General features: G+C 70.3%; 27 protein-coding genes. 7 read left to right on the top strand and 20 right to left on the bottom strand.

The features are described from left to right. The first annotated feature begins 195 nt into the window (after nucleotides 1-195). Nucleotides 196-1,236 (top strand): LLM class flavin-dependent oxidoreductase, encoded by a 1,041-nt coding sequence (locus ACZ4S3_RS09950; RefSeq protein WP_467929338.1) that lies wholly within the window; start codon nucleotides 196-198, stop codon nucleotides 1,234-1,236. Nucleotides 1,237-1,405: 169 nt separating this feature from the next. Here ACZ4S3_RS09950 and ACZ4S3_RS09945 read toward each other — a convergent pair whose 3' ends face one another. Further along, complete coding sequence (locus ACZ4S3_RS09945) at nucleotides 1,406-1,798, bottom strand: SCO5389 family protein (RefSeq protein WP_467929333.1); 393 nt, start codon at nucleotides 1,796-1,798, stop codon at nucleotides 1,406-1,408. 250 nt (nucleotides 1,799-2,048) lie between these two features. Here ACZ4S3_RS09945 and nucS point away from each other — a divergent pair, with 250 nt between their 5' ends. Beyond that, nucleotides 2,049-2,711, top strand: coding sequence for an endonuclease NucS (nucS, locus tag ACZ4S3_RS09940; protein ID WP_467929328.1), 663 nt, complete (start codon nucleotides 2,049-2,051; stop codon nucleotides 2,709-2,711). 73 nt (nucleotides 2,712-2,784) lie between these two features. Here nucS and ACZ4S3_RS09935 read toward each other — a convergent pair whose 3' ends face one another. From ACZ4S3_RS09935 to ACZ4S3_RS09920, 4 genes are all read right to left on the bottom strand, one after another. Continuing rightward, on the bottom strand, nucleotides 2,785-5,355 hold the full coding sequence (locus tag ACZ4S3_RS09935) for an ATP-binding protein (protein ID WP_467929326.1): 2,571 nt from the start codon (nucleotides 5,353-5,355) through the stop codon (nucleotides 2,785-2,787). Between the two features lie 258 nt (nucleotides 5,356-5,613). Further along, complete coding sequence (locus ACZ4S3_RS09930; RefSeq protein WP_467929321.1) at nucleotides 5,614-5,937, bottom strand: STAS domain-containing protein; 324 nt, start codon at nucleotides 5,935-5,937, stop codon at nucleotides 5,614-5,616. A gap of 168 nt (nucleotides 5,938-6,105) precedes the next feature. Next, a complete protein-coding gene (locus ACZ4S3_RS09925; protein ID WP_467929317.1) occupies nucleotides 6,106-6,954 on the bottom strand; it encodes a 3-hydroxyacyl-CoA dehydrogenase family protein in 849 nt (282 codons plus the stop codon). 158 nt (nucleotides 6,955-7,112) lie between these two features. After that, on the bottom strand, nucleotides 7,113-7,754 hold the full coding sequence (locus tag ACZ4S3_RS09920) for a TetR/AcrR family transcriptional regulator (protein ID WP_467929312.1): 642 nt from the start codon (nucleotides 7,752-7,754) through the stop codon (nucleotides 7,113-7,115). 82 nt (nucleotides 7,755-7,836) lie between these two features. Here ACZ4S3_RS09920 and ACZ4S3_RS09915 point away from each other — a divergent pair, with 82 nt between their 5' ends. From ACZ4S3_RS09915 to ACZ4S3_RS09905, 3 genes are read left to right on the top strand one after another with little or no spacing between them, the layout of a single operon-like run. Beyond that, a complete protein-coding gene (locus ACZ4S3_RS09915) occupies nucleotides 7,837-8,619 on the top strand; it encodes an ABC transporter ATP-binding protein (protein WP_467929308.1) in 783 nt (260 codons plus the stop codon). A 9-nt stretch (nucleotides 8,620-8,628) separates the two neighbouring features. Next, nucleotides 8,629-9,402: an ABC transporter permease gene (locus ACZ4S3_RS09910; RefSeq protein ID WP_467929303.1), complete on the top strand. Its 774-nt coding sequence runs from the start codon at nucleotides 8,629-8,631 to the stop codon at nucleotides 9,400-9,402. 10 nt (nucleotides 9,403-9,412) lie between these two features. After that, the gene (locus ACZ4S3_RS09905) at nucleotides 9,413-9,985 is read left to right on the top strand and encodes a cob(I)yrinic acid a,c-diamide adenosyltransferase (protein ID WP_467929301.1); all 573 of its coding nucleotides are present in this window, start codon (nucleotides 9,413-9,415) and stop codon (nucleotides 9,983-9,985) included. Between the two features lie 30 nt (nucleotides 9,986-10,015). On the opposite strand, the gene ACZ4S3_RS09900 is transcribed toward ACZ4S3_RS09905, so the two are convergent. After that, nucleotides 10,016-10,603 carry a hypothetical protein gene (locus tag ACZ4S3_RS09900; RefSeq protein WP_467929296.1) on the bottom strand — a complete coding sequence of 196 codons (588 nt, stop codon included), beginning with the start codon at nucleotides 10,601-10,603 and terminating at the stop codon, nucleotides 10,016-10,018. Nucleotides 10,604-10,766: 163 nt separating this feature from the next. On the opposite strand from ACZ4S3_RS09900, the gene ACZ4S3_RS09895 reads away from it, so the two are divergent. Together ACZ4S3_RS09895 and ACZ4S3_RS09890 are read left to right on the top strand one after the other, a co-directional pair. Then, complete coding sequence (locus tag ACZ4S3_RS09895; protein ID WP_467929292.1) at nucleotides 10,767-12,020, top strand: sensor histidine kinase; 1,254 nt, start codon at nucleotides 10,767-10,769, stop codon at nucleotides 12,018-12,020. Continuing rightward, the gene (locus ACZ4S3_RS09890) at nucleotides 12,017-12,706 is read left to right on the top strand and encodes a response regulator (protein ID WP_467929288.1); all 690 of its coding nucleotides are present in this window, start codon (nucleotides 12,017-12,019) and stop codon (nucleotides 12,704-12,706) included. Before ACZ4S3_RS09895 ends, ACZ4S3_RS09890 begins: the two co-directional genes overlap by 4 nt. A gap of 42 nt (nucleotides 12,707-12,748) precedes the next feature. Here the strand turns inward: ACZ4S3_RS09890 and ACZ4S3_RS09885 are convergent, their stop codons facing one another. From ACZ4S3_RS09885 to ACZ4S3_RS09820, 14 genes are all read right to left on the bottom strand, one after another. Further along, nucleotides 12,749-13,198 (bottom strand): DUF2550 domain-containing protein, encoded by a 450-nt coding sequence (locus ACZ4S3_RS09885; RefSeq protein WP_467929283.1) that lies wholly within the window; start codon nucleotides 13,196-13,198, stop codon nucleotides 12,749-12,751. Nucleotides 13,199-13,343: 145 nt separating this feature from the next. Next, nucleotides 13,344-13,727, bottom strand: coding sequence for a F0F1 ATP synthase subunit epsilon (locus ACZ4S3_RS09880; RefSeq protein ID WP_018087383.1), 384 nt, complete (start codon nucleotides 13,725-13,727; stop codon nucleotides 13,344-13,346). A 108-nt stretch (nucleotides 13,728-13,835) separates the two neighbouring features. Continuing rightward, entirely contained in the window at nucleotides 13,836-15,278 is a 1,443-nt protein-coding gene (atpD, locus tag ACZ4S3_RS09875; RefSeq protein WP_467929279.1) for a F0F1 ATP synthase subunit beta, read from the bottom strand. 5 nt (nucleotides 15,279-15,283) lie between these two features. After that, entirely contained in the window at nucleotides 15,284-16,198 is a 915-nt protein-coding gene (locus tag ACZ4S3_RS09870; RefSeq protein WP_467929275.1) for a F0F1 ATP synthase subunit gamma, read from the bottom strand. Between the two features lie 20 nt (nucleotides 16,199-16,218). Continuing rightward, nucleotides 16,219-17,811, bottom strand: coding sequence for a F0F1 ATP synthase subunit alpha (gene atpA, locus ACZ4S3_RS09865; RefSeq protein WP_467929270.1), 1,593 nt, complete (start codon nucleotides 17,809-17,811; stop codon nucleotides 16,219-16,221). A gap of 144 nt (nucleotides 17,812-17,955) precedes the next feature. After that, nucleotides 17,956-18,771, bottom strand: coding sequence for a F0F1 ATP synthase subunit delta (locus tag ACZ4S3_RS09860; protein ID WP_467929266.1), 816 nt, complete (start codon nucleotides 18,769-18,771; stop codon nucleotides 17,956-17,958). Then, nucleotides 18,768-19,331, bottom strand: a complete 564-nt coding sequence (locus ACZ4S3_RS09855) for a F0F1 ATP synthase subunit B (protein ID WP_467929263.1) — start codon at nucleotides 19,329-19,331, stop codon at nucleotides 18,768-18,770. Before ACZ4S3_RS09855 ends, ACZ4S3_RS09860 begins: the two co-directional genes overlap by 4 nt. A 42-nt stretch (nucleotides 19,332-19,373) precedes the next feature. Next, complete coding sequence (gene atpE, locus ACZ4S3_RS09850; RefSeq protein ID WP_030065540.1) at nucleotides 19,374-19,619, bottom strand: ATP synthase F0 subunit C; 246 nt, start codon at nucleotides 19,617-19,619, stop codon at nucleotides 19,374-19,376. A 77-nt stretch (nucleotides 19,620-19,696) separates the two neighbouring features. After that, entirely contained in the window at nucleotides 19,697-20,494 is a 798-nt protein-coding gene (atpB, locus tag ACZ4S3_RS09845) for a F0F1 ATP synthase subunit A (RefSeq protein ID WP_467929739.1), read from the bottom strand. A gap of 279 nt (nucleotides 20,495-20,773) precedes the next feature. Continuing rightward, nucleotides 20,774-21,211, bottom strand: a complete 438-nt coding sequence (locus ACZ4S3_RS09840; protein ID WP_467929256.1) for a hypothetical protein — start codon at nucleotides 21,209-21,211, stop codon at nucleotides 20,774-20,776. A gap of 289 nt (nucleotides 21,212-21,500) precedes the next feature. Continuing rightward, nucleotides 21,501-22,850: an MraY family glycosyltransferase gene (locus ACZ4S3_RS09835; protein ID WP_467929251.1), complete on the bottom strand. Its 1,350-nt coding sequence runs from the start codon at nucleotides 22,848-22,850 to the stop codon at nucleotides 21,501-21,503. A 110-nt stretch (nucleotides 22,851-22,960) separates the two neighbouring features. Next, nucleotides 22,961-24,301, bottom strand: coding sequence for a serine hydroxymethyltransferase (locus ACZ4S3_RS09830; protein ID WP_467929247.1), 1,341 nt, complete (start codon nucleotides 24,299-24,301; stop codon nucleotides 22,961-22,963). Between the two features lie 95 nt (nucleotides 24,302-24,396). After that, entirely contained in the window at nucleotides 24,397-25,074 is a 678-nt protein-coding gene (locus ACZ4S3_RS09825) for an arsenate reductase/protein-tyrosine-phosphatase family protein (RefSeq protein WP_467929241.1), read from the bottom strand. After that, nucleotides 25,071-25,718: an L-threonylcarbamoyladenylate synthase gene (locus tag ACZ4S3_RS09820; protein ID WP_467929237.1), complete on the bottom strand. Its 648-nt coding sequence runs from the start codon at nucleotides 25,716-25,718 to the stop codon at nucleotides 25,071-25,073. Before ACZ4S3_RS09820 ends, ACZ4S3_RS09825 begins: the two co-directional genes overlap by 4 nt. Nucleotides 25,719-25,782 lie beyond the last annotated feature (64 nt).

Below are 25,782 nucleotides of genomic sequence, written 5' to 3'. Positions count from 1 at the left end.
GGTCCCCCCGCGCGAGCGGAGTCGAGCGTGGGGGGAGGGTTGTCACCAGCGTACGCGGCCCGGTCAGGGGCGGAAGCCGCCCGGCAAGTTTCTGCGATCATCGGGAAATTTCGCGTCAGGCCGTGCCCTTGGCACGTGTCAGACGTTGTTGCCTGTAAGGGGGAAGCCGCGTCGGCTGCGAGGAGGCAGAGAGCGATGCGCGTTGGAGCTTTCATCCTGGCCGCTCAATTCCCGGGCCAGGGACAGGGGGAAGCACTGCACCGCGCGGTGCGCTCCGCGCAGGTGGCGGAGGAGGCCGGGCTCGACGATGTCTGGCTGGCGGAACACCACTTCGTGCCGTACGGCGTCTGTCCGAATGCGGTGACGCTGGCCGCGCTGCTGCTGGGCCGCACCCACCGCATCGGGGTCGGCACGGCGGTGAGCGTGCTGCCGACCCAGCATCCGGTGGCGCTCGGTGAGCAGGCGGCGCTGCTGCACCTCACCGCCGAGGGCCGGTTCACCCTCGGTGTCGGCCGGGGCGGGCCCTGGGTGGATCTCGAGGTCTTCGGTGCCGGGCTGGCCGCGTACGACCACGGTTTCCCCGAAGCGCTCGATCTGCTGCTGCGCTGGCTGCGCGAGCCACGGGTCGGCGCGGCGGGTGAGCGCTATGCGTTCCGGGAGGTGGCGGTCGTGCCACGGCCGGTCGAGGCGCTGACCGATCCGGACGACGCCCCCTCCGGGCCGCCCGTAGTGGTCGCCTGCACGTCGCCCGCCTCCGTGCGGCTGGCCGCGGAGCGCGGACTGCCGATGCTGCTCGGTATGCACTGCGGCGACGAGGAGAAGGCGGAGATGGTCGCGCTGTGGCGGTCGGCCGCGCTGGAGGCCGGCCGGGACGGCGATGAAGTGGCCGCGGCCGAGCATGTCTCCGCGGGTGTGGTGCAGATCGCCGACGCGCGCCGGGATGCCGAGGAGACCCTGACGAAAGCGATGCCCGGCTGGCTGCGGCAGGGGCTGGGCGCGCATGTGACGGTCGACGGCCGCTATCGCACCATGCGGGATCCGCTGGCGTATACGGAGCTGCTGTGCTCCCTGCATCCCGTCGGCCCGCCGCGGCTGTGCGCGGACCGGCTGGCGGCATCGGCGGAGCGTACGGGCATCAAGCGGTTCGCGCTGCTGGTCGAGGGCTCCGGCGATCTCGCCGCCACCGAGGAGAACGTCCGCCGGCTGGGCACCGAGGTGCTGCCGCAGCTGGGGTGACTCCGCCGGACGGGGCGGAGCGGCCAGCGGCGGTCCCGGTTCCTGGGGTACTGCGGTCATACGGAGGCGCCGTGCTTCGGGGGAGGTCATACCGTGTGCGGTGGTGCTGCCGCTGGCGCATGGGCATGGTGTGTACCCCCCACGTGGTGCGCAGCGGCAGCAACTCCGATCAGCAGTCGCGCAGTTCGGGCGACTGGTTCAGCAGCTGGCCCCGGATCGAGGTGAATTTGGCCAGGCGGTCGTCCACGGCCGAGTCGAGCGGGAAGACCGCGACCCGGTGGCAGTTCTGAAAAGCGAGGCGCACACCGAAGTGGCGCTCCAGCGAACCGCGGATGGCGTCACTCGCCAGTGCGCGCAGCAGCTGGCCGCGCGCCTGCTCGTCCGGCGGCGGCGTCTGGTTGTCGGCGAACTGACCGCCGTCCACCTTCAGCTGGGCCACCAGAGAGCTGATCATCCCCCATGCGTAGGGGAGGGAGTTCCGGACGCAGTCGACAAATGCGGCTTCGTCGACCTCGCCTCGCTCGGCCTGTTCGAGGAGGGCCGGTGAGACGTCGAGCGACATGAGGTTCTCCTCTCGCGGCCCCGCCGGGACGGACGGGGCCTAGGGACGGGACAAGGGGTCTAGCGACGGAGCGTGTTCGCCTCACAACCCCCCGCTTCAACGGTATGCCGCGCAAGAGGCCCGCACCAGGAGATTGCACATACAACCGGCCAAAGGCGAGCGCCGGGGGTGCGGGGATTTCCCCCGGAAAGAGACCGTGTGCCAAGGGCGAATCGCGCGGGCGGCCTCCGGTCGAGTAGCGTTTCGCCCCATGCGTCTCGTCATCGCCCGCTGCTCCGTGGACTACGCGGGCCGGCTCACTGCCCACCTCCCCTCGGCCCCCCGCCTCATCCTGGTGAAAGCGGACGGCTCCGTCTCCATTCACGCGGACGACCGGGCCTACAAACCGCTCAACTGGATGTCCCCGCCCTGTTCCCTCAAGGAGGGTGACGGCGAGGTGTGGACGGTGGAGAACAAGGGTGGCGAGAAGCTCATCATCACCCTGGAAGAAGTTCTGCACGACTCCTCGCACGAGCTCGGCGTCGACCCCGGCCTCATCAAGGACGGCGTGGAAGCCCATCTTCAGGAGCTGCTCGCCGACCGGATCGAGACCCTCGGCGAGGGATACTCCCTGATTCGGCGTGAATACCCCACTGCCATTGGCCCCGTGGATATCTTGTGCCGGGACGCCGACGGCCAGACCGTTGCCGTGGAGATCAAGCGACGGGGTGAGATCGACGGTGTCGAGCAGCTCACCCGCTATCTCGAACTCCTCAACCGCGACCCGCACTTGGCGCCCGTGAAGGGCATCTTCGCGGCCCAGGAGATCAAACCGCAGGCACGGGTGCTGGCCACGGACCGTGGCATCGGCTGTGTCGTCCTGGACTACGACGGCCTGCGCGGCATCGAGGACGACAAGCTGCGGCTGTTCTGAGCCCGCTGCGCATGCGCTGAGTATGCACCGAGCCCCGGGGTCCGCTCGTCGGCCCCGGGGCTCCGTGCGTCCGTCAGGCGGCCGACGCGCTGCCGGTGCCCGACGGGCTGCCGCTCTGGGGGTCCGACGGCGTGCCCGAGCCGGCCGCGGACGGGCTCGCGGCGGACGCGGACGCCGAGTCGGGGCTCGTGCCCGACGGGCTGCTGCCCGAGGCGGTGGCCGACGGGTTCTGCGTCGTCGGCTTGTCCGTGGGGTCCTGCGTCGGCGTGGGGTCCTGGGTCGGCGTCGGGTCCTGCGTGGGCGTCGGGTCCTGGGTCGGCGTCGGATCGGTCGGCCGGCCGGTCGGCTTGTGGGTCGGCGCGGTGGGGCGGCCGGTCGGTTGGGTCGGGCCGTCCGTCGGGTCCGTCGGCTGGGTGCTGGGGTCGTTCGGCGCCTGGCTGGTGGCGGGGTCGCTCGCCGACGGGGACGCGCTCTTCTTGTGGCGGGCGTCGGCGGGCGTGGACGTACCGGGGCCGGAGGGCGGCAGGCCGGAGCCCGTGCTGGGCTGCTCGGTCGGCGGATCCGGGTTCTCGGCGTCCGGGGTGGTCTGTTCCGAGGTGACGTGATCGCCGCCCTTGGAGTCGTCGCCGGAGGTCATACCCAGCGTGACGACGGTGCCCATGACGGCCACCAGCAGGGCGCCGGCGCCCGCGGCGACGAGGTTGCGCCGGGCCGCCCGCTTGCCGGTGGCGCCCGCGGTGGCCGGAAGGGCCGTGGTAGCGGCGGTGCCCGCCGCGCCCCGGGCGACGACGGTGGCCGTGCCACCCCCGGCGCGCGGGACCCGCAGCTTGGCCGTCGATACGGCGTCGGGCGCGGCGGCGTCCGCATCCGGCCGTACCGCCGGTGCCCTGGTGCCCGCGCCGGCCTGCGGCCCGACGGGCTTGAGGACGGTCGTGTCCGCGGCGGCCGAATCCGCCCGCGAACGGTCGCTGACCAGCGCCAGCGCCCGCCGTCCGGCGACCGCACCCCGGCGGTCGGAGAGCACCCCGCGCAGCCCGATGGACGCCTCCAGCTCGGCCCGCGCGCGGTCCAGGCTGCCGCTGCACAGCGCCAGCACGCCCAGCTCGTGGTGGAAGTAGGCCTCCTCCGCGACCTCACCGGCCCGCCGCGCGGCCTCCTGGCCGTGCCGCAGGCTGCGCTCCCAGGCGCTCCAGTGCAGCGCCGCGGCGAACGCGGGCGCGGCCGTACGGGCGAGCAGCACGGCCGCGCTGGCGTGGCCGCTCTCCCGGCTGCCGGTCAGCACGCCCATCGCGGCCAGCACCGCATCCGCCTCGGCGGCGGCCCGCTCGGGGGCGACCGAGGGGTGGCCGGCCCACCAGGCGTAGTGCTGGGCGGCGGTGTGTGCCCGCGCGGCGGCTCCCTCGGCGTAGCCGATCACCGACAGCTGGTCCTGGACGGTCGCGGCGAGCCGGTAGTGGGACCCCGCCGGGGTGATCAGACCGCAGCCCAGCAGATCGCCGAGGAGGGCGTCCGCGTGGGTGTCCTCGGTGAGCGCCGGCAGATGCGACTGGTGCGGCAGCTCGCCGCCGAGCGCGACGGCGAAGCGCAGCGTCTCCTGGGCGGCGCCGCCGAGCCGGGCGGCGAGCAGCGGTACGGGTGAGGCGGCCTCGCCGAGCGTGGGCAGCGGGCCGTCGGGGTGTACGTCGCTGCCGGCGGCCTCGTCCCGGTCCGCGTCGGCGGCATCCGGGGCAGCATCCGTATCGGCCTGCACGCGGTCGCGCCGGCGCAGCAGCGCCGCGGCCTGGACGAAGCGCAGCGGCAGCCCCTCGGACTCGAACCACAGGTCCGCGGCCCAGGCCTCCTCGTCGGCGGTGAGCGTCCGGTCCACGGCGCGCTCCAGCATCCGTACGCAGGCGGCGCGGCCGATGCCGCCGAGGAAGACCTCCTCGAGCGGGGAGCCGGCGCTGGGGGCCGGGACATCGGGGGTGGCGGCGATCAGGAAGGCGCATTCGGGGGTGGCGTCGAGCAGCTCGTCGAGTGCGGTGCCGCCGAATTCCAGGTCGTCCAGGACGACGATCGCGCCGATGCCGCCGAGCCGGCGCAGCAGCTCCGGGCGGTCGGGGCGGTGCTGCGGGGCGCGGTAGACGGCGCCGAACAGCGCGTACAGCACGTCGGTGGGGGTGCGGTGGTAGCCGGAGAGCCGGATGACGCCGTCGGGGGCGAGGTCGGCGCAGGCGGTGGCGACGGCGTCCAGCAGGCGGGTGCGGCCCGAACCCGAGGGGCCGGTGACGCGTACGGACCGGCCGCGGGACAGCAGCCGCACCAGGCGTTCGGTTTCTTCGGCGCGCTCTTCGAGGACAGTCTCGTGACCGGCGAATCCGGGCGGGCCCGGCGGCAGCGGGGGCGCGGCGGCGCGGGCGGCCTCGGTGCGCTCCTCCGGCCGGAGCTTGCCGGGGACGGACGGGCGCTCACCCGGCGGGCAGGGCTCTATCTCGCTGCCGTCGATGGGGTTGACGGTGACGAGGTAGCCGCCCGAGACCAGCCGTACGACGCGGGCCTGGCCGCCGGAGCCCTCCTGCGGGGCACCGAACGGCGGTGCCGGCGCCTCGGCAGGGTGATCCTGCTCGGCGTACTCCTCAGGTCCCCGGCTCGTGTTCGGGTCCATGCTGCAAGCTCCCAGATCTGGCGTGCCCGACTGCTCTTCCGGCCGTTCGCACCCCCCGACTCCGGCCGGGATCTCCTGGCCGGAGCGTCTGGTCTGGTCCGGTGCCCGCCGTATTGATGGCATAGGGCGGGGAACCGAACCTTAGACCGCGGGAGCGGAGCGGCACACCGCCGGGGCCGGGCCTCGCCCCGAACGCGCCGATCGTCCCGGCAGGAGCAGATTCTGCACCTTCACGGCCTTTGCCTCGCACGCTGCGCCTCACACACGAGGAAGCGATTCCGCTTCGATGCCGCCCTCGATGGCGAGGATGCGGTGCAGCCGGGTGGCGACCAGGAGGCGCTGCATCTGGGGCGGCACGCCCCGCAGTACCAGCCGGCGGTTGGCCCGGCCGGCGCGGCGGTGCACGCCCATGATCACACCGAGGCCGGTGGCGTCCCAGGAGTCCAGCTCGGTCAGGTCCAGGACGAGATCGCCATGGCCGGAGTCGACGGCGGCGTGCAGGGCCGTACGGGCGTCCGCCGCGCTGCGGACGTCGAGGCGGCCCCCGACGACCAGCTCGACGTGGTCGCCCCTGATGTGCATATGCGCTCCCCGAATTGATGGGTTTCTGCCTTGACGTCTACAGAACTGACTGCCTCTCATGCGGCGAAGTTGCCGCCTGTAAGCGAACCGATACCGAATTCACCCCGGAGGGTGATCACATCGGACCCATCACCTCGGATCGACGGCCCTGACGTGGTATCAGCGGAGTCAGTGCTCGTAGAACCCCTGCCCACTCTTGCGGCCGATATCGCCCGCATCCACCATGCGCCGCATGATCTCCGGCGGCGCGAACTTCTCGTCCTGGGACTCGGTGTAGATGTTGTCGGTGGCGTGCATCAGGATGTCGATGCCCGTCAGGTCGGCGGTGGCCAGCGGTCCCATCGCGTGGCCGAAGCCCAGCTTGCAGGCGATGTCGATGTCCTCGGCGGTGGCCACCCCGGACTCGTACAGCTTCGCCGCCTCGACCACCAGCGCCGAGATCAGGCGGGTCGTGACGAAGCCGGCGACATCGCGATTGACGACGATGCAGGTCTTGCCGACCGACTCGGCGAACTCCCGCGCGGCGGCGAGCGTTTCGTCACTGGTCTTGTAACCCCGTACCAGCTCGCACAGTTGCATCAGCGGCACCGGCGAGAAGAAGTGCGTGCCCACGACCCGCTCGGGGCGGGTGGTGGCCGCGGCGATCTTGGTGATCGGGATGGCGGAGGTGTTGGACGCCAGCACCGCGTCATCCTTGGCGAGCTTGTCCAGCGACTGGAAGATCTCCCGCTTGACCTCGATCTTCTCGAAGACCGCCTCGACAACGATATCGGCGTCGGCGACGGCTTCCAGGTCGGTCGTGGTGGTGATCCGGGCCAGCGCCTGCTCGGCGGCGGCCGCATCCAGCTTCCCCTTGGCGACGAACTTCTCGTACGAGGCCTCGATGCCGCCCTTACCGCGGGCCAGCGCCTCGTCCGTCACATCGCGGAGAACGACGTCCCAGCCCGCCTGGGCGGAGACCTGCGCGATACCGGACCCCATGAGTCCGGCGCCGATGACGGCGAGCTTCCTTGCCACTGCTGTCCCCTAACACCCTGTGCATTTGACGGCTCTCACGATGACTCTCAGGGCGACGTTAGCGGTCGTGAGCGATCCTTTGGCGGGTAAGAGATGCGCGTCACGTCTCGAATGACGGACATCACACCGACGGGGCCCGGCAGCGGCACGCAGGGCCGTCAGTCGGCCGCCCGTACGGCGTAGTTGAGGACCTTTTCGCTCAGCAGTTCCTCCATCTCGTCCAGCAGGACGAGGGCCTCGCGGGAGACGACGTCGGGCCGGCGGCCGGCGATCATCTCGTCGGCGATGGCGGCCATCAAGGTCTGGTGGACCCAGTTGATCTGGCCTGCCATCAAGCCGGGCATCGGGTCGTCTGCGGCGGCACCGGTCTCCTGCCGGAGGGTGGCCTTCAGGTTGTCGTACTGCTCCTGCTGCACATGCCACAGGCGGGCCTGGAGCGTCGCCGATCCGTGGACGACCTTCATGAAGCGTTCGTACCCCTCGATGAGGCCGACCTTGGGCGAGACGCTCTCCACTTCCTCGCGCAGCTCGCGCAGCACGGCGACGGCGGCCGACTCCCCCGCATCCCGGGCGCGGACGAACCGCGACAGCCGGTCGATCAGCCCCTTGCTCCGGTCGAAGAAGAGCTCTTCCTTCGCCGGGAAGTAGTTGTAGACCGTGTTGACGGAGACGTTCGCCGCCTCGGCGATCTCCGCGATGGGCACCGCGTCGAAGCCGCGCTCCAGGAAGAGGCCGGTCGCCACGTCCGAAATGAACTGGCGGGTCTGCCGCTTCTTCCGCTCCCTGAGTCCCTCTGCCATGCCCTTCACCCTACCCTTCGCTGGGCTCCATGAAATTTTGGAGGCATTGCAATTTTGAGATCTCTCTGTTTCCCTGTCTGCCATGCCAGTCATCAGCGCGTCCGGCCTCGCCCGGACCTTCACCACCAAACGCGGCCCCGTCGAGGCCGTACGCGGCATCGACCTCACCGTCGAGCGCGGCGAGATCCTCGGCTTCCTCGGCCCCAACGGCGCCGGCAAGACCACCACCCTGCGGATGCTGACGACCCTGCTGACCCCCACCGGCGGCCGCGCGACCGTCGCCGGCTGCGACCTCGTCCGCGACCCGGCGGGGGTACGCCGCGCCTCGGGTTACGTCGCCCAGTCGGGCGGCGTGGACCCCAACGTCTCGGTCCGCGAAGAGCTCCTCACCCAGGCCCGCCTCTACCGCCTGACCAAGCCCCAAGCCCTCGCCCGTACCGAGGAGTTGGCCGCCTACCTGGGCCTGACCGGGCTGCTGGACCGCAAGACCGCCACGCTCTCCGGCGGCCAGCGGCGGCGCCTGGACATCGCGATGGGCCTCACCCACCGGCCCGAGGTGCTCTTCCTCGACGAGCCGACCACCGGCCTCGACCCGGGCAGCCGCGCCGACCTGTGGGACCTGGTCCGCCGGATCCGCGCCGAGCACGGCACCACCGTCTTTCTGACCACCCACTACCTCGACGAGGCCGATGCGCTCGCCGACCGGCTGGTGATCGTCGACAACGGCGTGGTCGTCGCCGACGGCACCCCGGACGCCCTCAAGCGCGCCCACGGGGGCTCCCCCGACGCGTCCCTCCAGGACACCTTCCTCGCCATCACCGGGCGCACCACCTCGCCCACGGACACCGCTCCCGTAGCGGTTTAGGAGACCCCCTTGTCCCCGACGTCCCCGACGTCCTCGTTCCTCTCCGACACCGCGCTGATCTTCGGGCGCTACGCCCGCCAGACCCTGCGCTCCAGGCTCCAGATGCTCTTCGGCGTCCTGATGCCGCTGCTGTATCTGCTCTTCTTCGGCCCGCTGCTGACCGGTCTCCCACTGTCCTCGTCCGGCAGCTCCTGGCAGCTCCTGGTCCCCGGACTGCTGCTCCAACTCGCCCTGTTCGGCGCCGCGTTCTGCGGTTTCGGCATCATCGTCGAGAAGCAGTACGGGGTCGTGGAGCGGATGCGGGTGACCCCGGTGAACCGGCTGGCGCTGCTGCTGGGGCGGGTGCTGCGCGATGCGGCGCTCTTCGTCTTCCAGGCCGTCCTGCTGGTACTGGCCGCGCTGGTCATGGGCATGCGCGCGCCGCTGCCCGGCATCCTCATCGGCTTCGCCTTCGTCGCCGTGCTGACCGCCGCGCTCGCCTCGCTCTCGTACGCGCTGGCGCTGAAGGTGACCACGCCGCAGGAGTTCGGGCCGGTCATCAATGCCGTCACGATGCCCTCGATGCTGCTGTCCGGGCTGATGCTGCCGATGTCGCTGGGGCCCAAGTGGCTCGATGTGCTCTCGCACTTCATGCCGTTCCGCTATCTCGTCGACGCGGTCCGGTCGGCGTTCGTCGGCTCATACGCCTCCTCGGCCATGCTCTACGGCGTCCTGGCCGCCCTCGCGCTCGTGGCGGCGTCGATGGCCCTGTGCACCCGGGCGTTCCGCAGGGCCGCGGCGTAGGCTCGCCCGTATGGTGAATCTGACGCGCATCTACACCCGCACCGGCGACAAGGGCACCACCGCCCTCGGCGACATGAGCCGCACCGCCAAGACCGATTCGCGGATCTCGGCCTATGCGGACGCCAACGAGGCCAATGCCGCCATCGGGGTGGCCCTCGCCCTGGGCTCACTGCCGGACGAGGTCGCCGCGGTGCTGCTGCGCGTACAGAACGACCTCTTCGATGTCGGCGCCGACCTGTCGACGCCCGTGGTGGAGAACCCCGAGTTCCCGCCGCTGCGCGTCGAACAGGCCTACATCGACAAGCTGGAGGCCGACTGCGACCGCTTCCTGGCCGACCTAGAGAAGCTCCGCAGCTTCATCCTCCCGGGCGGCACGGCCGGCGCCGCGCTCCTCCACCAGGCCTGCACGGTCGTCCGCCGCGCGGAGCGCTCCACCTGGGCGGCGTTCGAGGAACACGGCGAGATCATGAATCCGCTGACGGCCACCTACCTCAACCGGCTCTCCGACCTGCTGTTCATCCTGGCGCGTACGGCGAACAAGGAGGTCGGGGACGTGCTGTGGGTGCCGGGCGGCGAGCGCTAGGCGGCGTCCGGCCGATCGCCGGCACCGGGCCTAGCGCAGCGACGTCTCCCGCGGCCGGTCCGAGGCCTCCGGCCTCGTGGTCCCGTGCGGGTCCTTCTTCTGCCAGATGAGGTAGGTGGCGGCGATGACACCGTGGATGGCGAGCATCCGCAGTGCGGTGAACTGCCAGTCGCGCAGCGACCCGATGTCGCCGTCGCTGCCGACGTACCGGACCGCGATCTGCAGCAGGCCCGTCGCGACGGCCACCATCAGCAGCGTCCGCAGCCACAGCTTCCCCTCGTGCCGGGCGCGGGCGAGGCCGTAGCGCGGGGGCTTGACCGGGGGCGGGCCGCCGGCGAAGCGGTGGGAGAAGTGGCCGTCCACCCAGGTGATCGTGTAGTGGCCGTAGGCGACGGTGTAGCCGATGTAGACGGCGGCCAGCCCGTGTTTCCAGTCCGCCGGGGCGCCCTGCTTCAGGTCGATCGCGGTGACGATCAGCAGGATCAGCTCCAGCAGCGGCTCCATCAGGAGCACGGCGGCGCCGGTGCGTGGCATCCGGGCGAGGTAGCGCAGGGCCAGGCCGCCGGCCAGGAGGACCCAGAAACCCACCTCGCAGACGATGATCAGCGTGACGACCATGATGGGCCCCTCTCCACGTCCCGTTCGAACGGACAGGTCAAGCGATCGGACAGGTCAAGGCTCGCAGCGGCCGCCGCCCCGTACGTCGTCAGCAGCGACGATCCGGTGGCCCGGGAACTGCATCTTTCGATGTAGCCCTGCCGCGGGCGGGGATGAGGCCGAGATGGCAGCGGCGCACCCCGGTGGCGTGTTGGATGGCAGGGTGAGAGCCCGCCCCCTCGCCGCGCCCGGCCGCCCGCACCGCATCGATGTGCTCATCGCGGGCGGCGGGCTGCTGTGCGGCGTGCTGCTGTGGACGCTGCGTCTGCACGGCGGTCCGCCGGTGTTCGGGCTGCCCGCCTCGCTCACCCTGCTCTCGCTCACCATGATCTGCGGGGCCGAACTGATGCGCCGTACGGCCCCGATGGCCGCGCTCGCCGTCGCCGTCCTGGCGCTGACCCTGGACATCTGCAGCGGCACCCTGGTCGCCACCGTTTTGATGTTCACCGATGTGGTCTACGCGGCGGTGCTCTACGGCAGCCCGGCCGCGGCCCGCCGGATCCCGCTGTACAGCGTCCTGCTGACGGTGCTGGCGACCCTCGTGATGACGGCGCTCTGGCACGATCCCCAGCTCGTGACCGTCAGCATCGGCATCGCCCTGATCACCATCGCCCCGGCCTGGACCGGCGTGATCATCCGTAATCACCGCGATGCCGCGCAGACCGCCCGGCTGCGCGCCGAGCAGACCGCGCTGCTGGCCGAGATGGACCGCGCCCAGGCGGTGGCCGGCGAGCGGGCGCGGATGGCGCGCGAGCTGCACGACATGGTGGCCAATCACCTCTCCGCGATCGCGATCCACGCCACCGCCGCACAGACCCTCGGCGACCCCGCGGCGACCCGCGAGGCGCTCGGGGTGATCCGCGAGAGCAGCGTGCAAGGTCTGGCCGAAATGCGCCGCCTTATTGGCCTGTTGCGGGACACCAAGGCGGCCGGCGGCGATGAACCGGCCGCCACCCCCACGCTGGACGGGCTTCAGGCGCTGATCGCCCAGGCCCGTACACACGGCGCGAGCAGCGGCCTGACCTTCGCGCTGGACGGTCCGCGGGCCACGCCGCAGCTGGTGGCACCGGTCGAGCTCGCCGCATACCGCATCGTCCAGGAGTCCGTGACCAACGCGCTCAAGCACGCCGCACCCGGCGAGGTCCTGGTGCGGATCGCCCAGGACGGCGGCGGGGCGCTCACCGTCACCGTCCGCAGCCCGTACGCCGAGCGGCCGGGCCCCCGCGCGCCCGGTTCCGGCGCCGGGCTGGTCGGGATGCGCGAGCGGATCGCCCTGCTGGGCGGCACATTCGAGGCCGGCCCCCGAAGCGGGCCGGCCGGCAAGGTCTGGCAGGTGCGGGCCGCGCTGCCCGCCCTCGAGGAGGAAGAACAACGATGACTGGCGCCGCCGCGCAGCCGATCCGGGTCCTTGTCGCCGAGGACCAGTCCGCCGTACGCGCCGGGCTGGTGCTCATCCTGCGCTCCGCCCCCGACATCGAGGTGGCCGGAGAGGCGGCGGACGGCGAGGAGGCGGTACGGCTCGCCCGCGAGCTGCGCCCCACGCTCGTCCTCATGGACATCCAGATGCCCCGGCTCGACGGGGTCGCCGCCACCCGCGACATCGTCGCCGAGCAGCTCGCGGACGTCCTGGTGCTGACCACCTTCGACCTGGACGAATATGTCTTCGGGGCGCTACGGGCCGGGGCCGCGGGCTTTCTGCTGAAGGACAGCGACGCGGCCACGCTGCTGACAGCGGTGCGGACAGTGGCCTCGGGCGAGGGCCTGATCGCCCCGGCGGTGACCCGGCGGCTGATCGCGGAGTTCGCCGGCCCCCGGATGGCGGCACGGCCGGCGCGGGACGGCGACGGCCCGGATCCCGCCGTCCTGGACGCGCTGACGCCGCGCGAGCGGGAGGTGCTGGGCTGTCTGGGCCGGGGGCTGTCGAACGCCGATATCGCGCGGCATCTGGCGATGGCGGAGGCCACCGTCAAAACGCATGTCAGCCGGCTGCTGTCGAAGCTCGAACTGCGCAGCCGGGTGCAAGCGGCCGTGCTGGCACGGGAGTTGGGAGTCGAGGGGCCGTAGGGCCTGTCCGGTGGATCGGGGTCGGACAGGCCCTGGGCGGCCTCAGGCGACGTTCACCCTCTGGCCGGGCGGCGCCGCCTCCAGCCACGCCAGGAAACCGGTGAGCGCGTCCTCGCTCATCGCCAGCTCCAGGCGGATGCCACGGTGCCGGCAGGCCAGGACGATGGAGTCGGAGAGCAGCGCCAGCTCTTCCTCACCCTGGGGGGTGCGGCGCTGCAGCACCTCGATGGCGGACCGCTCGAGGACGCGGCGGGGCCGGAGGGCGTACGAGAACACCCGGAACCACTCGATCCGGTCACCGTTGTAGCGGGCCACGCCGTAGATCCAGCCCTTGCCGCTGGGGTCGGCGGCCTTCTCCGGTACGTTCCAGCGCAGGCTGCAGTCGAAGGTGCCACCGGACCGCTGGATGAGCCGCCTTCTCAGTCCGAAGACGAACAGCCCCAGCAGCACCAGTACCACGACGATGCCGCTCACAAGCAGAGCGAGGACCATCTCGACCGACCTCCTCGCCTCGGTGGGGGTACCCCCGGACGGAGTCCGGGAGCAGGGAAACGCACCTGCAGTGCCTCAGCCGCGGGCCGCTCCGGAGGATTCCGGGCAGCCCGCGGCTGAGGATCGATCTCGTCGGTGCCGGGGCTCAGTGAACGCCCGTCACCGCACGCAGCCGGACATCGGCGCGACGCTCGGCGGCCGCGTCAGCGTCCGACTTCGCTCGCTCCAGGGCCCGCTCCGCGCGCTGGACATCGATCTCGTCCGACAGTTCCGCGATCTCCGCGAGCAGAGACAGCTTGTTGTCGGCGAACGAGATGAAGCCGCCGTGCACGGCGGCGACGACGGTGCCGTCCCCGCTCTCGCCGGTCGTACGAATCGTCACCGGGCCCGACTGCAGCACGCCGAGCAGCGGCTGGTGTCCGGGCATGACGCCGATGTCGCCCGACGAGGTGCGCGCGACGACCAGGCTGGCTTCGCCCGACCAGACCTGACGGTCCGCGGCGACCAACTCGACGTGCAGCTCAGCCACGATGGCTCCTCGGGTCTCCACCTGCCTGGTGTGGCAGATGTTGGGTCAAATACTAGTGGTCGTACGGACCGGGGGCGGCCAGGGCCGCCCCCGGGACCGGTGCCGGGGTCAGGAGACGCCCAGCTCCTTGGCATTGGCCTTCAGGTCCTCGATGCCACCGCACATGAAGAACGCCTGCTCGGGGAAGTGGTCGTACTCGCCGTCCGCGATCGCGTTGAACGCGGTGATCGACTCGTCCAGCGAGACGTCCGAGCCGTCGACACCGGTGAACTGCTTCGCCACGTGGGTGTTCTGCGACAGGAACCGCTCGATACGACGGGCGCGGAAGACGGTGAGCTTGTCTTCCTCGCCGAGCTCGTCGATACCCAGAATCGAGATGATGTCCTGGAGGTCCTTGTACTTCTGCAGGATCGTCTTGACGCGCGAGGCGCAGTCGTAGTGGTCCTGCGAGATGTAGCGGGGGTCCAGGATCCGGGACGTCGAGTCCAGCGGGTCGACCGCCGGGTAGATGCCCTTCTCCGAGATCGGGCGCGACAGAACGGTCGTCGCGTCCAGGTGGGCGAAGGTGGTGGCCGGCGCCGGGTCGGTCAGGTCGTCCGCGGGGACGTAGATCGCCTGCATCGAGGTGATCGAGTGACCACGGGTCGAGGTGATGCGCTCCTGGAGGAGACCCATCTCGTCGGCCAGGTTCGGCTGGTAACCCACCGCGGAGGGCATCCGGCCGAGCAGGGTCGACACCTCGGAACCCGCCTGGGTGTACCGGAAGATGTTGTCGATGAAGAACAGCACGTCCTGCTTCTGCACATCGCGGAAGTACTCCGCCATGGTCAGACCGGCCAGGGCGACGCGCAGACGGGTGCCCGGCGGCTCGTCCATCTGACCGAAGACCAGCGCGGTCTTGTCGATGACGCCGGACTCCGTCATTTCCTCGATGAGGTCGTTGCCCTCACGGGTGCGCTCACCGACACCGGCGAACACCGACACACCGTCGTGGTTGTTGGCCACGCGGTAGATCATTTCCTGGATCAGAACGGTCTTGCCGACACCGGCACCACCGAACAGACCGATCTTGCCGCCCTTGACGTACGGGGTCAGCAGGTCGATGACCTTGACGCCGGTCTCGAACATCTCGGTCTTCGACTCGAGCTGGTCGAAGGACGGGGCCTTGCGGTGGATGGGCCACCGCTCGGTGATCTCGGACTCGGCCTCCGGCTTGTTCAGGATCTCACCGAGGGTGTTGAACACCTTGCCCTTGGTGATGTCGCCGACCGGGACGGTGATCCCGGCGCCGGTGTTGGTCACCGAGGCCTGGCGGACCAGGCCGTCGGTGGGCTGCATCGAGATCGCCCGGACCAGGCCCTCGCCCAGGTGCTGGGCAACCTCGAGGGTCAGGATCTTGATGGCCCCGGCCTCGGCCGGGTCGGCGACCTCGACGGTCAGCGCGTTGTAGATGTCCGGCATCGCGTCGACGGGGAACTCCACGTCGACGACCGGGCCGATGACCCGCGCGACGCGGCCCGTAGCCGTGGCCGTTTCAACAGTGGTGGTCATAGTGGTCAGTCACTCCCCGCGGTCGCGTCGGCCAGAGCACTGGCGCCACCGACGATCTCGCTGATTTCCTGGGTGATTTCGGCCTGTCGGGCCGCGTTGGCAAGCCGCGAGAGCGACTTGATGAGGTCTTGCGCATTGTCGGTCGCCGACTTCATCGCGCGCCGCGTGGCGGCGTGCTTGGAGGCGGCGGCCTGCAGGAGCGCGTTGTAGATCCGCGACTCGACGTAGCGCGGCAGCAGGGCGTCCAGGACGTCCTCGGCCGACGGCTCGAAGTCGAACAGCGGAAGGATCTCGCCCTTGGACGACTCCTCGGCCGCGGCCTTGTCGAGGCTGAGCGGCAGCAGCCGGTCGTCGAGCGCCGTCTGCGTCATCATCGAGATGAACTCGGTGAAGACGATGTGGAGTTCGTCCACGCCGCCCTCGGCGGTGTCCTTCTGGACAGCCTCGATCAGCGGTGCGGCGATCGCCTTCGCGTCCCCGTACGTCGGGCTGTCGGTGAAACCGGTCCACGACTCCACGACCTTGCGCTCGCGGAAGCTGTAGTACGACACACCCTTGCGCCCGACGATGTAGACGTCGACCTCTTTGCCCTCGGCCTTGAGCCGCTCGGTGAGCTTCTCTGCGGCCTTGATGACGTTGGAGGAGTAGCCGCCGGCCAGACCGCGGTCGCTCGTGATGAGCAGCAGCGCGGCCCGTGCGGGGCTCTCCACCTCGGTCGTCAGCGGGTGCTGGGTGTTCGAACCCGTGGCAACCGCCGTCACCGCGCGGGTCAGTTCACTCGCGTACGGCGTCGACGCCGCCACCTGGCGCTGCGCCTTGACGACGCGCGAGGCGGCGATCATCTCCATCGCCTTGGTGATCTTCTTGGTCGCGGTGACGGAGCGGATGCGACGCTTGTAGACCCGGAGCTGGGCTCCCATGGATCAGGTCCCTTCCGTCGTCACTTGCTGGTGCCGGCCGGGGTGTCCTCGCCGAGCAGCTTGCCGTCCGAGGTCTCGAACTGCTGCTTGAAGCCGTCGACGGCCTCGGCGATCGCACCGATGGTGTCGTCGGACATCTTGCCGCCCTCGACGATGCTGGTCAGCAGGTCCTTCTTCTCCCGGTGGAGGTAGTCGAGGAGCTCCCGCTCGAAGCGGCGGATGTCCTCGACCGGGACGTTGTCCATCTTGCCGTTGGTGCCGGCCCAGATGGAGATGACCTGGTCCTCGGTGGAGTACGGGGCGTACTGAGCCTGCTTGAGCAGCTCGGTCATGCGCTTACCGCGCTCCAGCTGCGCCTTGGAGGCCGCGTCCAGGTCGGAACCGAAGGCGGCGAACGCCTCCAGCTCGCGGTACTGGGCGAGGTCCACGCGAAGCCGGCCGGAGACCTGCTTCATCGCCTTGTGCTGAGCGGAACCACCGACACGGGAGACGGAGATACCGACGTTCAGCGCGGGACGCTGGTTGGCGTTGAAGAGGTCCGACTCCAGGAAGCACTGGCCGTCGGTGATGGAGATGACGTTGGTCGGAATGAACGCCGACACGTCGTTCGCCTTGGTCTCGACGATCGGCAGGCCGGTCATCGAGCCGGCGCCCATCTCGTCGGAGAGCTTGGCGCAGCGCTCCAGCAGACGCGAGTGCAGGTAGAAGACGTCGCCCGGGTAGGCCTCACGGCCCGGCGGACGGCGCAGCAGCAGGGACACGGCGCGGTAGGCGTCGGCCTGCTTCGAGAGGTCGTCGAAGATGATCAGGACGTGCTTGCCCTGGTACATCCAGTGCTGGCCGATGGCCGAGCCGGTGTAGGGCGCCAGGTACTTGAAGCCCGCCGGGTCGGACGCCGGGGCGGCGACGATGGTGGTGTACTCCAGGGCGCCGGCCTCCTCCAGCGCACCGCGCACGGACGCGATGGTGGAGCCCTTCTGGCCGATGGCGACGTAGATGCAGCGGACCTGCTTCTTCGGGTCGCCGGTGCGCCAGTTGTCGCGCTGGTTGATGATCGTGTCGACGGCCAGGGCGGTCTTGCCGGTCTGGCGGTCACCGATGATCAGCTGACGCTGGCCGCGGCCGATCGGCACCATCGAGTCGACGGCCTTGTAGCCGGTCTCCATGGGCTCGTGCACCGACTTACGGACCATGACGCCCGGAGCCTGCAGCTCCAGGGCACGGCGTCCCTCGGACTCGATCTCGCCGAGGCCGTCGATCGGGTTGCCCAGCGGGTCGACGACGCGGCCGAGGTAGCCCTCGCCCACGGCGACCGAGAGCACCTCACCGGTGCGCTGCACCGGCTGGCCCTGCTCGATGCCGCTGAACTCACCGAGGATGACCGCACCGATCTCGCGCTCTTCCAGGTTCAGCGCAAGACCGAGCGTGCCGTCCTCGAACTTCAGCAGTTCGTTCGCCATCGCCGAGGGAAGGCCCTCGACATGCGCGATGCCGTCACCGGCATCGCTGACCGTGCCGACCTCTTCGCGCGAGGCCGCGTCCGGCTTGTACGCCTGGACGAAGTTCTCCAGCGCGTCCCGGATCTCCTCCGGCCGGATCGTGAGCTCCGCCATCTGGGTTCCCTGCTCTCCTTGTTGGGCCCGAAGTTACTTGCGGGTGTCCGAGGGGCTTGTCCCCTCGGGGGGTTTCCGCCTACGGCCCAACTCGGGCCGCCGTCCTGCTTGTGCTGCGTCGCAGCTGTTGAGTTGGTGGCTGGGTCAGCCGGCCATCCGCCGGGCCGCCTCTTCGAGGCGCTCCGCGACGGTCCCGTCGATGGCCTCGTCGCCGATCCGGACCCGGACGCCGCCGAGGACCTCGGGGTCCACGTCGAGGTTCAGGTGGATCTGCCGTCCGTACGCCGCGGTCAGGGCGGCGCCGAGGCGCTGCCGCTGCCCTTCGGTGAGGGGCACCGCCGAGGTGACCACCGCAACCATCCGGTCCCGGCGGTGCGCCGCCAGCTTGGAGAGGGCATCGAGTCCCGCTTCCAGGCTACGGCCTCGCGGCGCTCCCACGAGACGGACGACCAGCCGCTCGGTGACCGGGTTGGCCCGGCCGCCCAGCAGCGAGTGCAGCAGCTCCGTCTTGGCCGGGACCGACGCGGTGTGGTCCGTCAGTGCGCTGCGCAGCGCGGGGGCCGAGGCGACGATCCGGCCGAACCGGAACAGCTCGTCCTCGACCTCGTCGAGCGCGCCGGAGCGCTGGGCCGCGGCCAGATCGGCGCTGTAGGCCAGCTCCTCGATCGAGTCCGTCAGGTCACGCGAGCGCGACCAGCGGGAGCGGACCATGCCGGCGACCTGATCGGCGGCCGGGCCGCTGATCTGGCTGCCGAGCAGCCGCTTGGCCAGTTCGGCCCGCGCCTCGCCGCCCTGCGCCGGGTCGGTCAGGACCCGACGCAGCGACACCTCGCGGTCGAGCAGAGCGGTGACGGCAGCCAGCTCCTCGGCGAGCTTCGCCGCGTCGACGGACGCGTCATCCGTCAGCGCGTCGAGCTGCTCGCGTGCGGAGGCGAGTGCCTCGCGGCTCGCTCCGTTCATCGGCCGGCCTCAGCCTTCGTCGCGTCCGACGCCGCCTGGGCCTCGAGGTCGTCGAGGAAGCGGTCGATGGTCCGGCTCTGCCGGGCGACGTCCTCGAGGGACTCGCCGACGAGCTTGCCGGCCAGGTCGGTGGCGAGCTTGCCCACGTCCTGACGCAGCGACTGCGCGGCCGCCTTACGGTCCGCCTCAATCTGGGCGTGACCGGCAGCGATGATCTCCTCACGCTGCCGCTGGCCCTCGGCGCGCATCTCGGCGATGAGCGTCGCGCCCTGCTCCTGCGCCTCCTGGCGCAGTCGCGCGGCCTCATGGCGGGCGTCGGCGAGCTGGGCCCGGTAGTCCTCGAGGACCTGCTGGGCCTCAGCCTGGATGGCCTCGGCCTCCTCCATGCGGCCTTCGATCTGCTTCCTGCGCTCTTCCAGAACACGGTTGATGTTCGGGAGGAGCTTCTTGGCCAGGATGCCGAAGACGATGAAGAAGGCGATCAGGCCGATGACCAGCTCTGGAATCGGCGGGACCAGAGGGTTCTCGGGAACCTCCGCCGCCAGGTTGACCAGGGTCACAACAATGCCTTCCGTCTAAATGGGCGTCGTCGAGCGATGCGCTTACTTGTACGCGTAGCCCATGACGATGCCGATGAGGGCGAGCGCCTCACAGAAGGCGAAACCCATGATCTGGTTGGTGCGGATCAGGCCGGCCGCCTCGGGCTGACGGGCGAGGGCCTGGGTGCCGTTACCGAAGATGATGCCGACGCCGACGCCGGGGCCGATGGCCGCGAGGCCGTAACCGACGGAGGCGATGTTGCCGGTGAGGCCGGCGGCGAGGTTGACAGTCTCGAGAGCAGCGGACATGCCGTTACTTCCTTCTCTTTCACGGACCGGTGGGGGTTGGCCACCGACGACTTAACGGTTTGCGGGAGCCGGGTCGCTCAGTGGTTCTCGGCGAGCGCGCCCTGGACGTAGTTGCAGGCCAGGAGGACGAAGACGTACGCCTGGACGGCCTGGATGAAGAGCTCGAAGGCGGTCATCACGATGGTCATCACGAACGACGCGCTCGCGTAGACGATGCCGACGCCGTTCAGCAGGTACCAGCTGGCGATGGTGAACATCAGGATCAGCATGTGACCCGCGAACATGTTCGCGAAGAGCCGGACCGCGTGGGTGAACGGCCGGATGATCAGGTGCTGGAGCAGCTCGAGCACCATGATCAGCGGGAGAACCCAGCCGAGCGACTTGTCATAGCCCGAGAGGTTCTTCAGGGCGCCGACGAACCCGTGCCGCTTGAAGGTCAGCGACATCCAGATGATGTAGACGATCAGCGCGAGCCCGATGGGGAAGGCGATGACCGAGGTGACCGGGAACTGGGCGAGCGGAATGATCGACCAGAGGTTCATCACCCACACGAAGAAGAACAGCGACACCATGAAGGGGACGTACTTGTCGCCCTCCTTCTTGCCGAGCGCGTCATAGACGAGCCCGCGGCGCACGAAGTCGTATCCCGCCTCGCCGATCATCTGCAGCTTGCCGGGGACCACCTTGGCCCTGCCGAATGCGGCCCAGAAGAACCACACGACCACGAGCGTGCTCAGCAGGGCGAGCAGCATCGGCTTGTTGAACTCGAAGCCGCCGATGGTGAAGAGCGGATCGAAGACGAACGAATGAAGGCCCGGGGACTCGAAGCCACACCCCGGAATAAAGAGGTGACAGTTCGCGTCGAAGGCGAGCATCGTTTCAGCACTCACCGCGGGCTCCTTCAGCGTGGCGCATGGGTACGGCAACCTCGTTGTGTCGGCGCGGCGTTGAGCCACGGAGCGGCACTGGACTGGTCTTACGGATTAGGGGGCGGCCGGCCGGCGCTGGGCCGGGCCGAATCACAGGCATCGGCCGCGAGAACTGCCCATCGGACTCCGTGGAATCTGGGAGCTCAGCCGCCTGCGCCATCTGTGCCGCAGTTGGCACCGGACGATAGCAGGCCCGCATGAGGGCATTTATCCCGGCCCTACGTCTCACGTCGGCGACCCCGCCGTCTCCGCGTTCTTCGCCTCCGCGGAGTCGGGATTCACGTACAGGATCTTCTCCTTCATATGACCGCGGGTCTGTGCCGCGATCCATACGAGGGCTGCGCCGAGCAGGGTGAACGCAAATACCTTTGTGTCAAAGAGCGTTGTGTCCTTGAACGCGATCACGAAGACCGCGACAAGCAGAATCTGCACCGTGTAGAGCAGCAGGCCCATCATCTGGAACAGCTGCGGAAGCTTCTTGGCGGTCTGCTGCAGGACGACGAGCCCCGTGCCCATCACGAGCACCACCAGCGCGGTGCCGATGACGGCGCCGATCACCGCCGCCCCGCCCGCGGCCACGGCGCTCACGGCAACGGCGATGGCGCCGATGGCGAGCGTGGGCACAACGGCGGTCAGGAGTAGTCGGGCGTCATTCGACTGCATGGCGGCGCTCCGGCAAAGGGTGGGGGTGGTGTCGTCAAGGACGAGCGTAGACCCGGCCTGAGGCGGAACCTGAGGCCAAAGGGCCGTCGCACTACGGTCCTTCGGCTCTATCGCCGGGTTTCGTGAACGGTATCACAAACTATTTGATGAGGTCTTTACCTGGTTCGTGTGGACCCTGTCACACCTGAGCGTGAACCTGCGCGTTGGTGCACTGACAGCCAGAAAATTGTCTGGTATGGGGTCAACTATCCAAGTTTCTGCCCCACGTTGGAGCGACTGCCCCGTCGGCTCAGTGACGACTGTCCGCCTTCCGGCGGTCCACGAAGCGTGACCGGTCGCCGATGGCGGTGGCCCCGTTCACGCCCGCCGGGAGGGGCTCGCGCTCCGTCGCCGGCTCGCCCGGAGCGGCTCCGTCCGCCGTACCGTCAGCCGCCGCGCCCGCCTCGGCAGGCCCCCGCCGGCTCCTGCGGTACCGCGGCGGAACCATCCACTCCGCCCAGCGCGGCGCCCGCGGTGTGAAGCGCGGCAGCAGAAGCAGCACCAGCCCCACCGCGCTCAGCAGCACGATGCCCAGCACGATCCACATGCTGGCGTTGTTCACCGAGTACGCGACGGCGCCGAAGGCGATCAGCGCCGACCAGAAGTACATGATCAGCACCGCGCGGCTGTGCGAATGACCGATCTCCAACAGCCGGTGGTGCAGATGCCCGCGGTCGGCGGCGAACGGCGACTGGCCCTTCCACGTACGGCGCACGATCGCCAGGATCAGATCCGCGACCGGCACCGCGATGACCGTCAGCGGCAGCAGCAGCGGGATGTAGACCGGCACCATCGTGTGGGTGGCCTCCCGCAGACCACCGGTCTTCTCGCCCAGCAGATCCGGGTCGACCTGGCCGGTGATCGAGACCGCGCCGGCGGCCATCACCAGCCCGATCAGCATCGAACCGGAGTCGCCCATGAAGATCCGCGCCGGGTGCATGTTGTGCGGCAGGAAGCCCAGGCACATGCCCATCAGAACGACCGAGAACAGCGTTGCGGGCGCGGCCGCCTCGATGCCGTAGCCGTACCAGAGCCGGTAGGCGTACATGAAGAACGCCGCGGCGGCGATGCAGACCATGCCGGAGGCCAGACCGTCCAGACCGTCGACGAAGTTGACGGCGTTGATGGTGATGACGACCAGCGCGACGGTCAGCAGCGTGCCCTGCATCGGGGTCAGCGAGACCGTGCCGATGCCCGGGATCGGGATCCACAGGATCGTCAGCCCCTGGAGGACCATCACCCCCGCGGCGATCATCTGGCCGCCGAGCTTGACCAGCGCGTCCACGCCCCACTTGTCGTCGAGTACGCCGAGGATCCAGATCAGCGCGGCGCCCGACAGCAGCGCCCGCGGCTCGTTGGAGCTCTCGAAGACGCTCTTGAGGTTCGTCAGGTGCGAGGCGACCAGGAGGCCCGCGCACAGCCCGCCGAACATCGCGATACCGCCGAGCCGCGGTGTCGGCTCGCGGTGTACGTCACGCGCACGGATCTCCGGCATCGCACCGGCCGCGATCGCGAACTTCCGCACCGGCCCGGTCAGCAGGTAGGTCACCGCGGCCGTGACGCACAGCGTCAGCAGGTATTCACGCACGGGCTGCCCCATCGGTATAGCTGGCCATCACAGCCACACACCCTATGCGTGTCCGCCCCCTGGCCGTGAATACAGGGGAAGACGCGGGCCGGCCGCGAATGGTTCCCGCCGGGCTCCGGCGGTCAGCCGCGATCGGGATAAGGCGGAAAGCGGTGGACCAATGCGACGGTCTCCGCACGGGCCCTGGTGTCCTCCCGCAGCGCCGCCCCGATCAGCTCGGCGATCCGGTGCATCTCGGCCTCGCCCATCCCCTGGGTCGTCACCGCCGCGGTACCCAGCCGGAGGCCGTTACGGCGGCCCGTGCGCCGGTCAGGCACGTCGGCGCACGGCAGCGCGCAGGTGTCCAGCACGATCCCGGCGGCCGCCAGCCGGCCCCGGGCGTTGCGCGCGTCCACCCCGAGCGGCGTGCTGTCCGCGGTGAGCAGATGGGTGTCCGTACCGCCGGTGCTGACCGTCAGCCCCTGCTCCGCCAGCGCCTGGGCCAGCCTGCGGGCATTGGCGACGACCTGATGGGCGTACGCGCTGAACGCGGGCGTGGCGGCCTCCGCGAAGGCGACGGCCTTGGCGGCGACCGCGTTCATCTGCGCACCCCCTTGGGTGAAGGGGAACACCGCCCGGTCGATCCGCTCGGCCAGCTTCGCGCCGCACATCACCATCCCGCCGCGCGGCCCGCGCAGCACCTTGTGGGTGGTGGCACACACCACATGGGCGTACGGCACCGGGCTGGGCGCGGCGCCCCCGGCGATCAGCCCCAGGGGGTGTGCCACATCCGCGATCAGATACGCACCGACCTCGTCGGCGATGTCGCGGAAGGCCGCGTAGTCGATGTGCCGGGGATACGAGATCGAGCCGCAGACGATCGCCCTGGGGCGGCGGGCACGGGCCAGCGCGAGGATCTCGTCGTAGTCGAGCAGCCCGGTCTCCTCGTCGACGCCGTAGCCGGCGAAGTCGAACCACCGGCCGGAGAAGTTGGCGGGCGATCCGTGGGTGAGGTGTCCGCCGTGCGGGAGGGACATGGCCAGGACGGTGTCTCCCGGGCGCAGCAGGGCGGCGTAGGCGGCCAGAACGGCCGAAGACCCGCTGTGGGGCTGGACGTTGGCGTGTTCGGCGCCGAAAAGGGCCTTGGCGCGCTCCACGGCGATCCGCTCGGCGAGGTCGACGATCTCGCAGCCGCCGTGGTGCCGGGCGCCCGGATACCCCTCGGCGTATTTGTTGCCGAGCTGGGAGCCGAGGACGGCGAGGACGGCGGGCGAGGTGTAGTTCTCCGCGGCGATCAGCTGAAGGCCGTCGGCCTGGCGGGCGCTCTCGCCGAGCAGGACCCCGGCGATCTCCGGGTCCTGGCGCAGCAGCGCGTCGAAATCGGGGACGCCGGCCGGCCCGGGGGCGCCGTCTCGGGCGGCGGCCCGTGCCCTCTCCTCGGCGGCCTTGCTCTCGCTGCGGGCTGACGCGGTGGTGGCGGACATCGCTGGCTCCGGGCCTCGTACGGGGACGTAGTCCCAATGTAGGCGCGGTGGAGCGATCGGGCGCGGTGTGTGCGGCGCACGGGCGGCGAGCCGCTCTAGGCGCGCGCCGGGACCCCCGTCAGCGCGGTGACGACCGGGTCCAGCGCCTGGTTGATCTCGTCCCCGATGGAGCGGAAGAAGGTGATGGGGGCGCCGTAGGGGTCGTAGACCTCGTCGGACTCCGGGTTGGGAGCCAGCAGCCAGCCGCGCAGCGCCGCGGCGGCGCCGACCAGCGCGCGGGCCCGCTCGACCAGCCCGCCGCCCGGCAGGTGCGGGTCGGGCTCGGGCAGCGTGGCGGGGTCTATGGCCCGCACCAGCCGGTTGAACTCCTTGAGCGTGAAGGTGCGCAGCCCCGCGGAGTGGCCCATCGAGATGACCTGGGCGCGGTGGTCGCGGGTGGCGGTGAGCACCAGGTCGGCGCGGATGACGTGCTCGTCCAGCAGCTCGCGGCCGATGAAGCCCGCCGGGTCCGCGCCGTAGTCGCTGCACACGGTGGCGGCGTGCGCCTCCATGGGGGCGCCCTCGTGCCCCCACGTACCGGCGCTCTCCACCAGCAGCCCGCCGCTGCACTCCTCGCCGAGCCGCAGCTCCAGGGCACGCCGGTGCAGCCGCTCGGTGATCGGCGAACGGCAGACGTTGCCGGTGCTGACGTGCAGGATCCGGAAGGGGTGGGCAGGGGGCAGCAGGAACTCGTCACCCGGTCCCGCTATGCCACGCCCCAGGGGCGCCATCAATTGGCCACCTCGAGCTCGGGTACCACCTTGCGCAGCTCCGCCGCGCTGATCGCGCCCTCACGCAGCAGCACCGGGGTCCTGCCGGTGACATCGACGATCGAGGACGGTACGGCGGCGGGCGTCGGACCGCCGTCGAGGTAGACGGAGACCGAGTCGCCCAGCATCTCCTGTGCGGCGTCGCAGTCCTGCGGGGAGGGGTGGCCGGTGAGGTTGGCGCTCGAGACGGCCATCGGGCCGAATTCGGTGAGCAGCTCGATCGCGACGGGGTGCAGCGGCATCCGCACCGCGACCGTGCCGCGGGTCTCGCCCAGATCCCAGGTCAGCGACGGCTGGTGGTTGGCGACGAGGGTGAGCGCGCCGGGCCAGAAGGCGTCGACCAGCTCCCAGGCCTGCTCGGAGAAGTCGGTGACCAGGCCGTGCAGGGTGTTCGGGGACCCGACGAGGACCGGGGAAGGCATCCCGCGGCCGCGGCCCTTGGCCTCCAGCAGATCGCCGACGGCCTCGGCACTGAAGGCGTCCGCGCCGATGCCGTAGACGGTGTCGGTCGGCAGCACGACCAGTTCGCCGCGGCGGATGGCCGAGGCGGCCTCGCGCAGACCGGTCGCGCGGTCGGTCGCGTCGTTGCAGTCGTAACGCCGGGCCATTTAACGGACCTCCTCGTGCGGAACGGGTACATCGGATGCAGCGGCCACAGCGGCTGCATCGGGC

It is taken from the genome of Streptomyces sp. NPDC028368, assembly GCF_055565615.1.
Note: the sequence above shows the minus strand (reverse complement) of the source record. Positions and strands in the feature narration are given on the sequence as shown.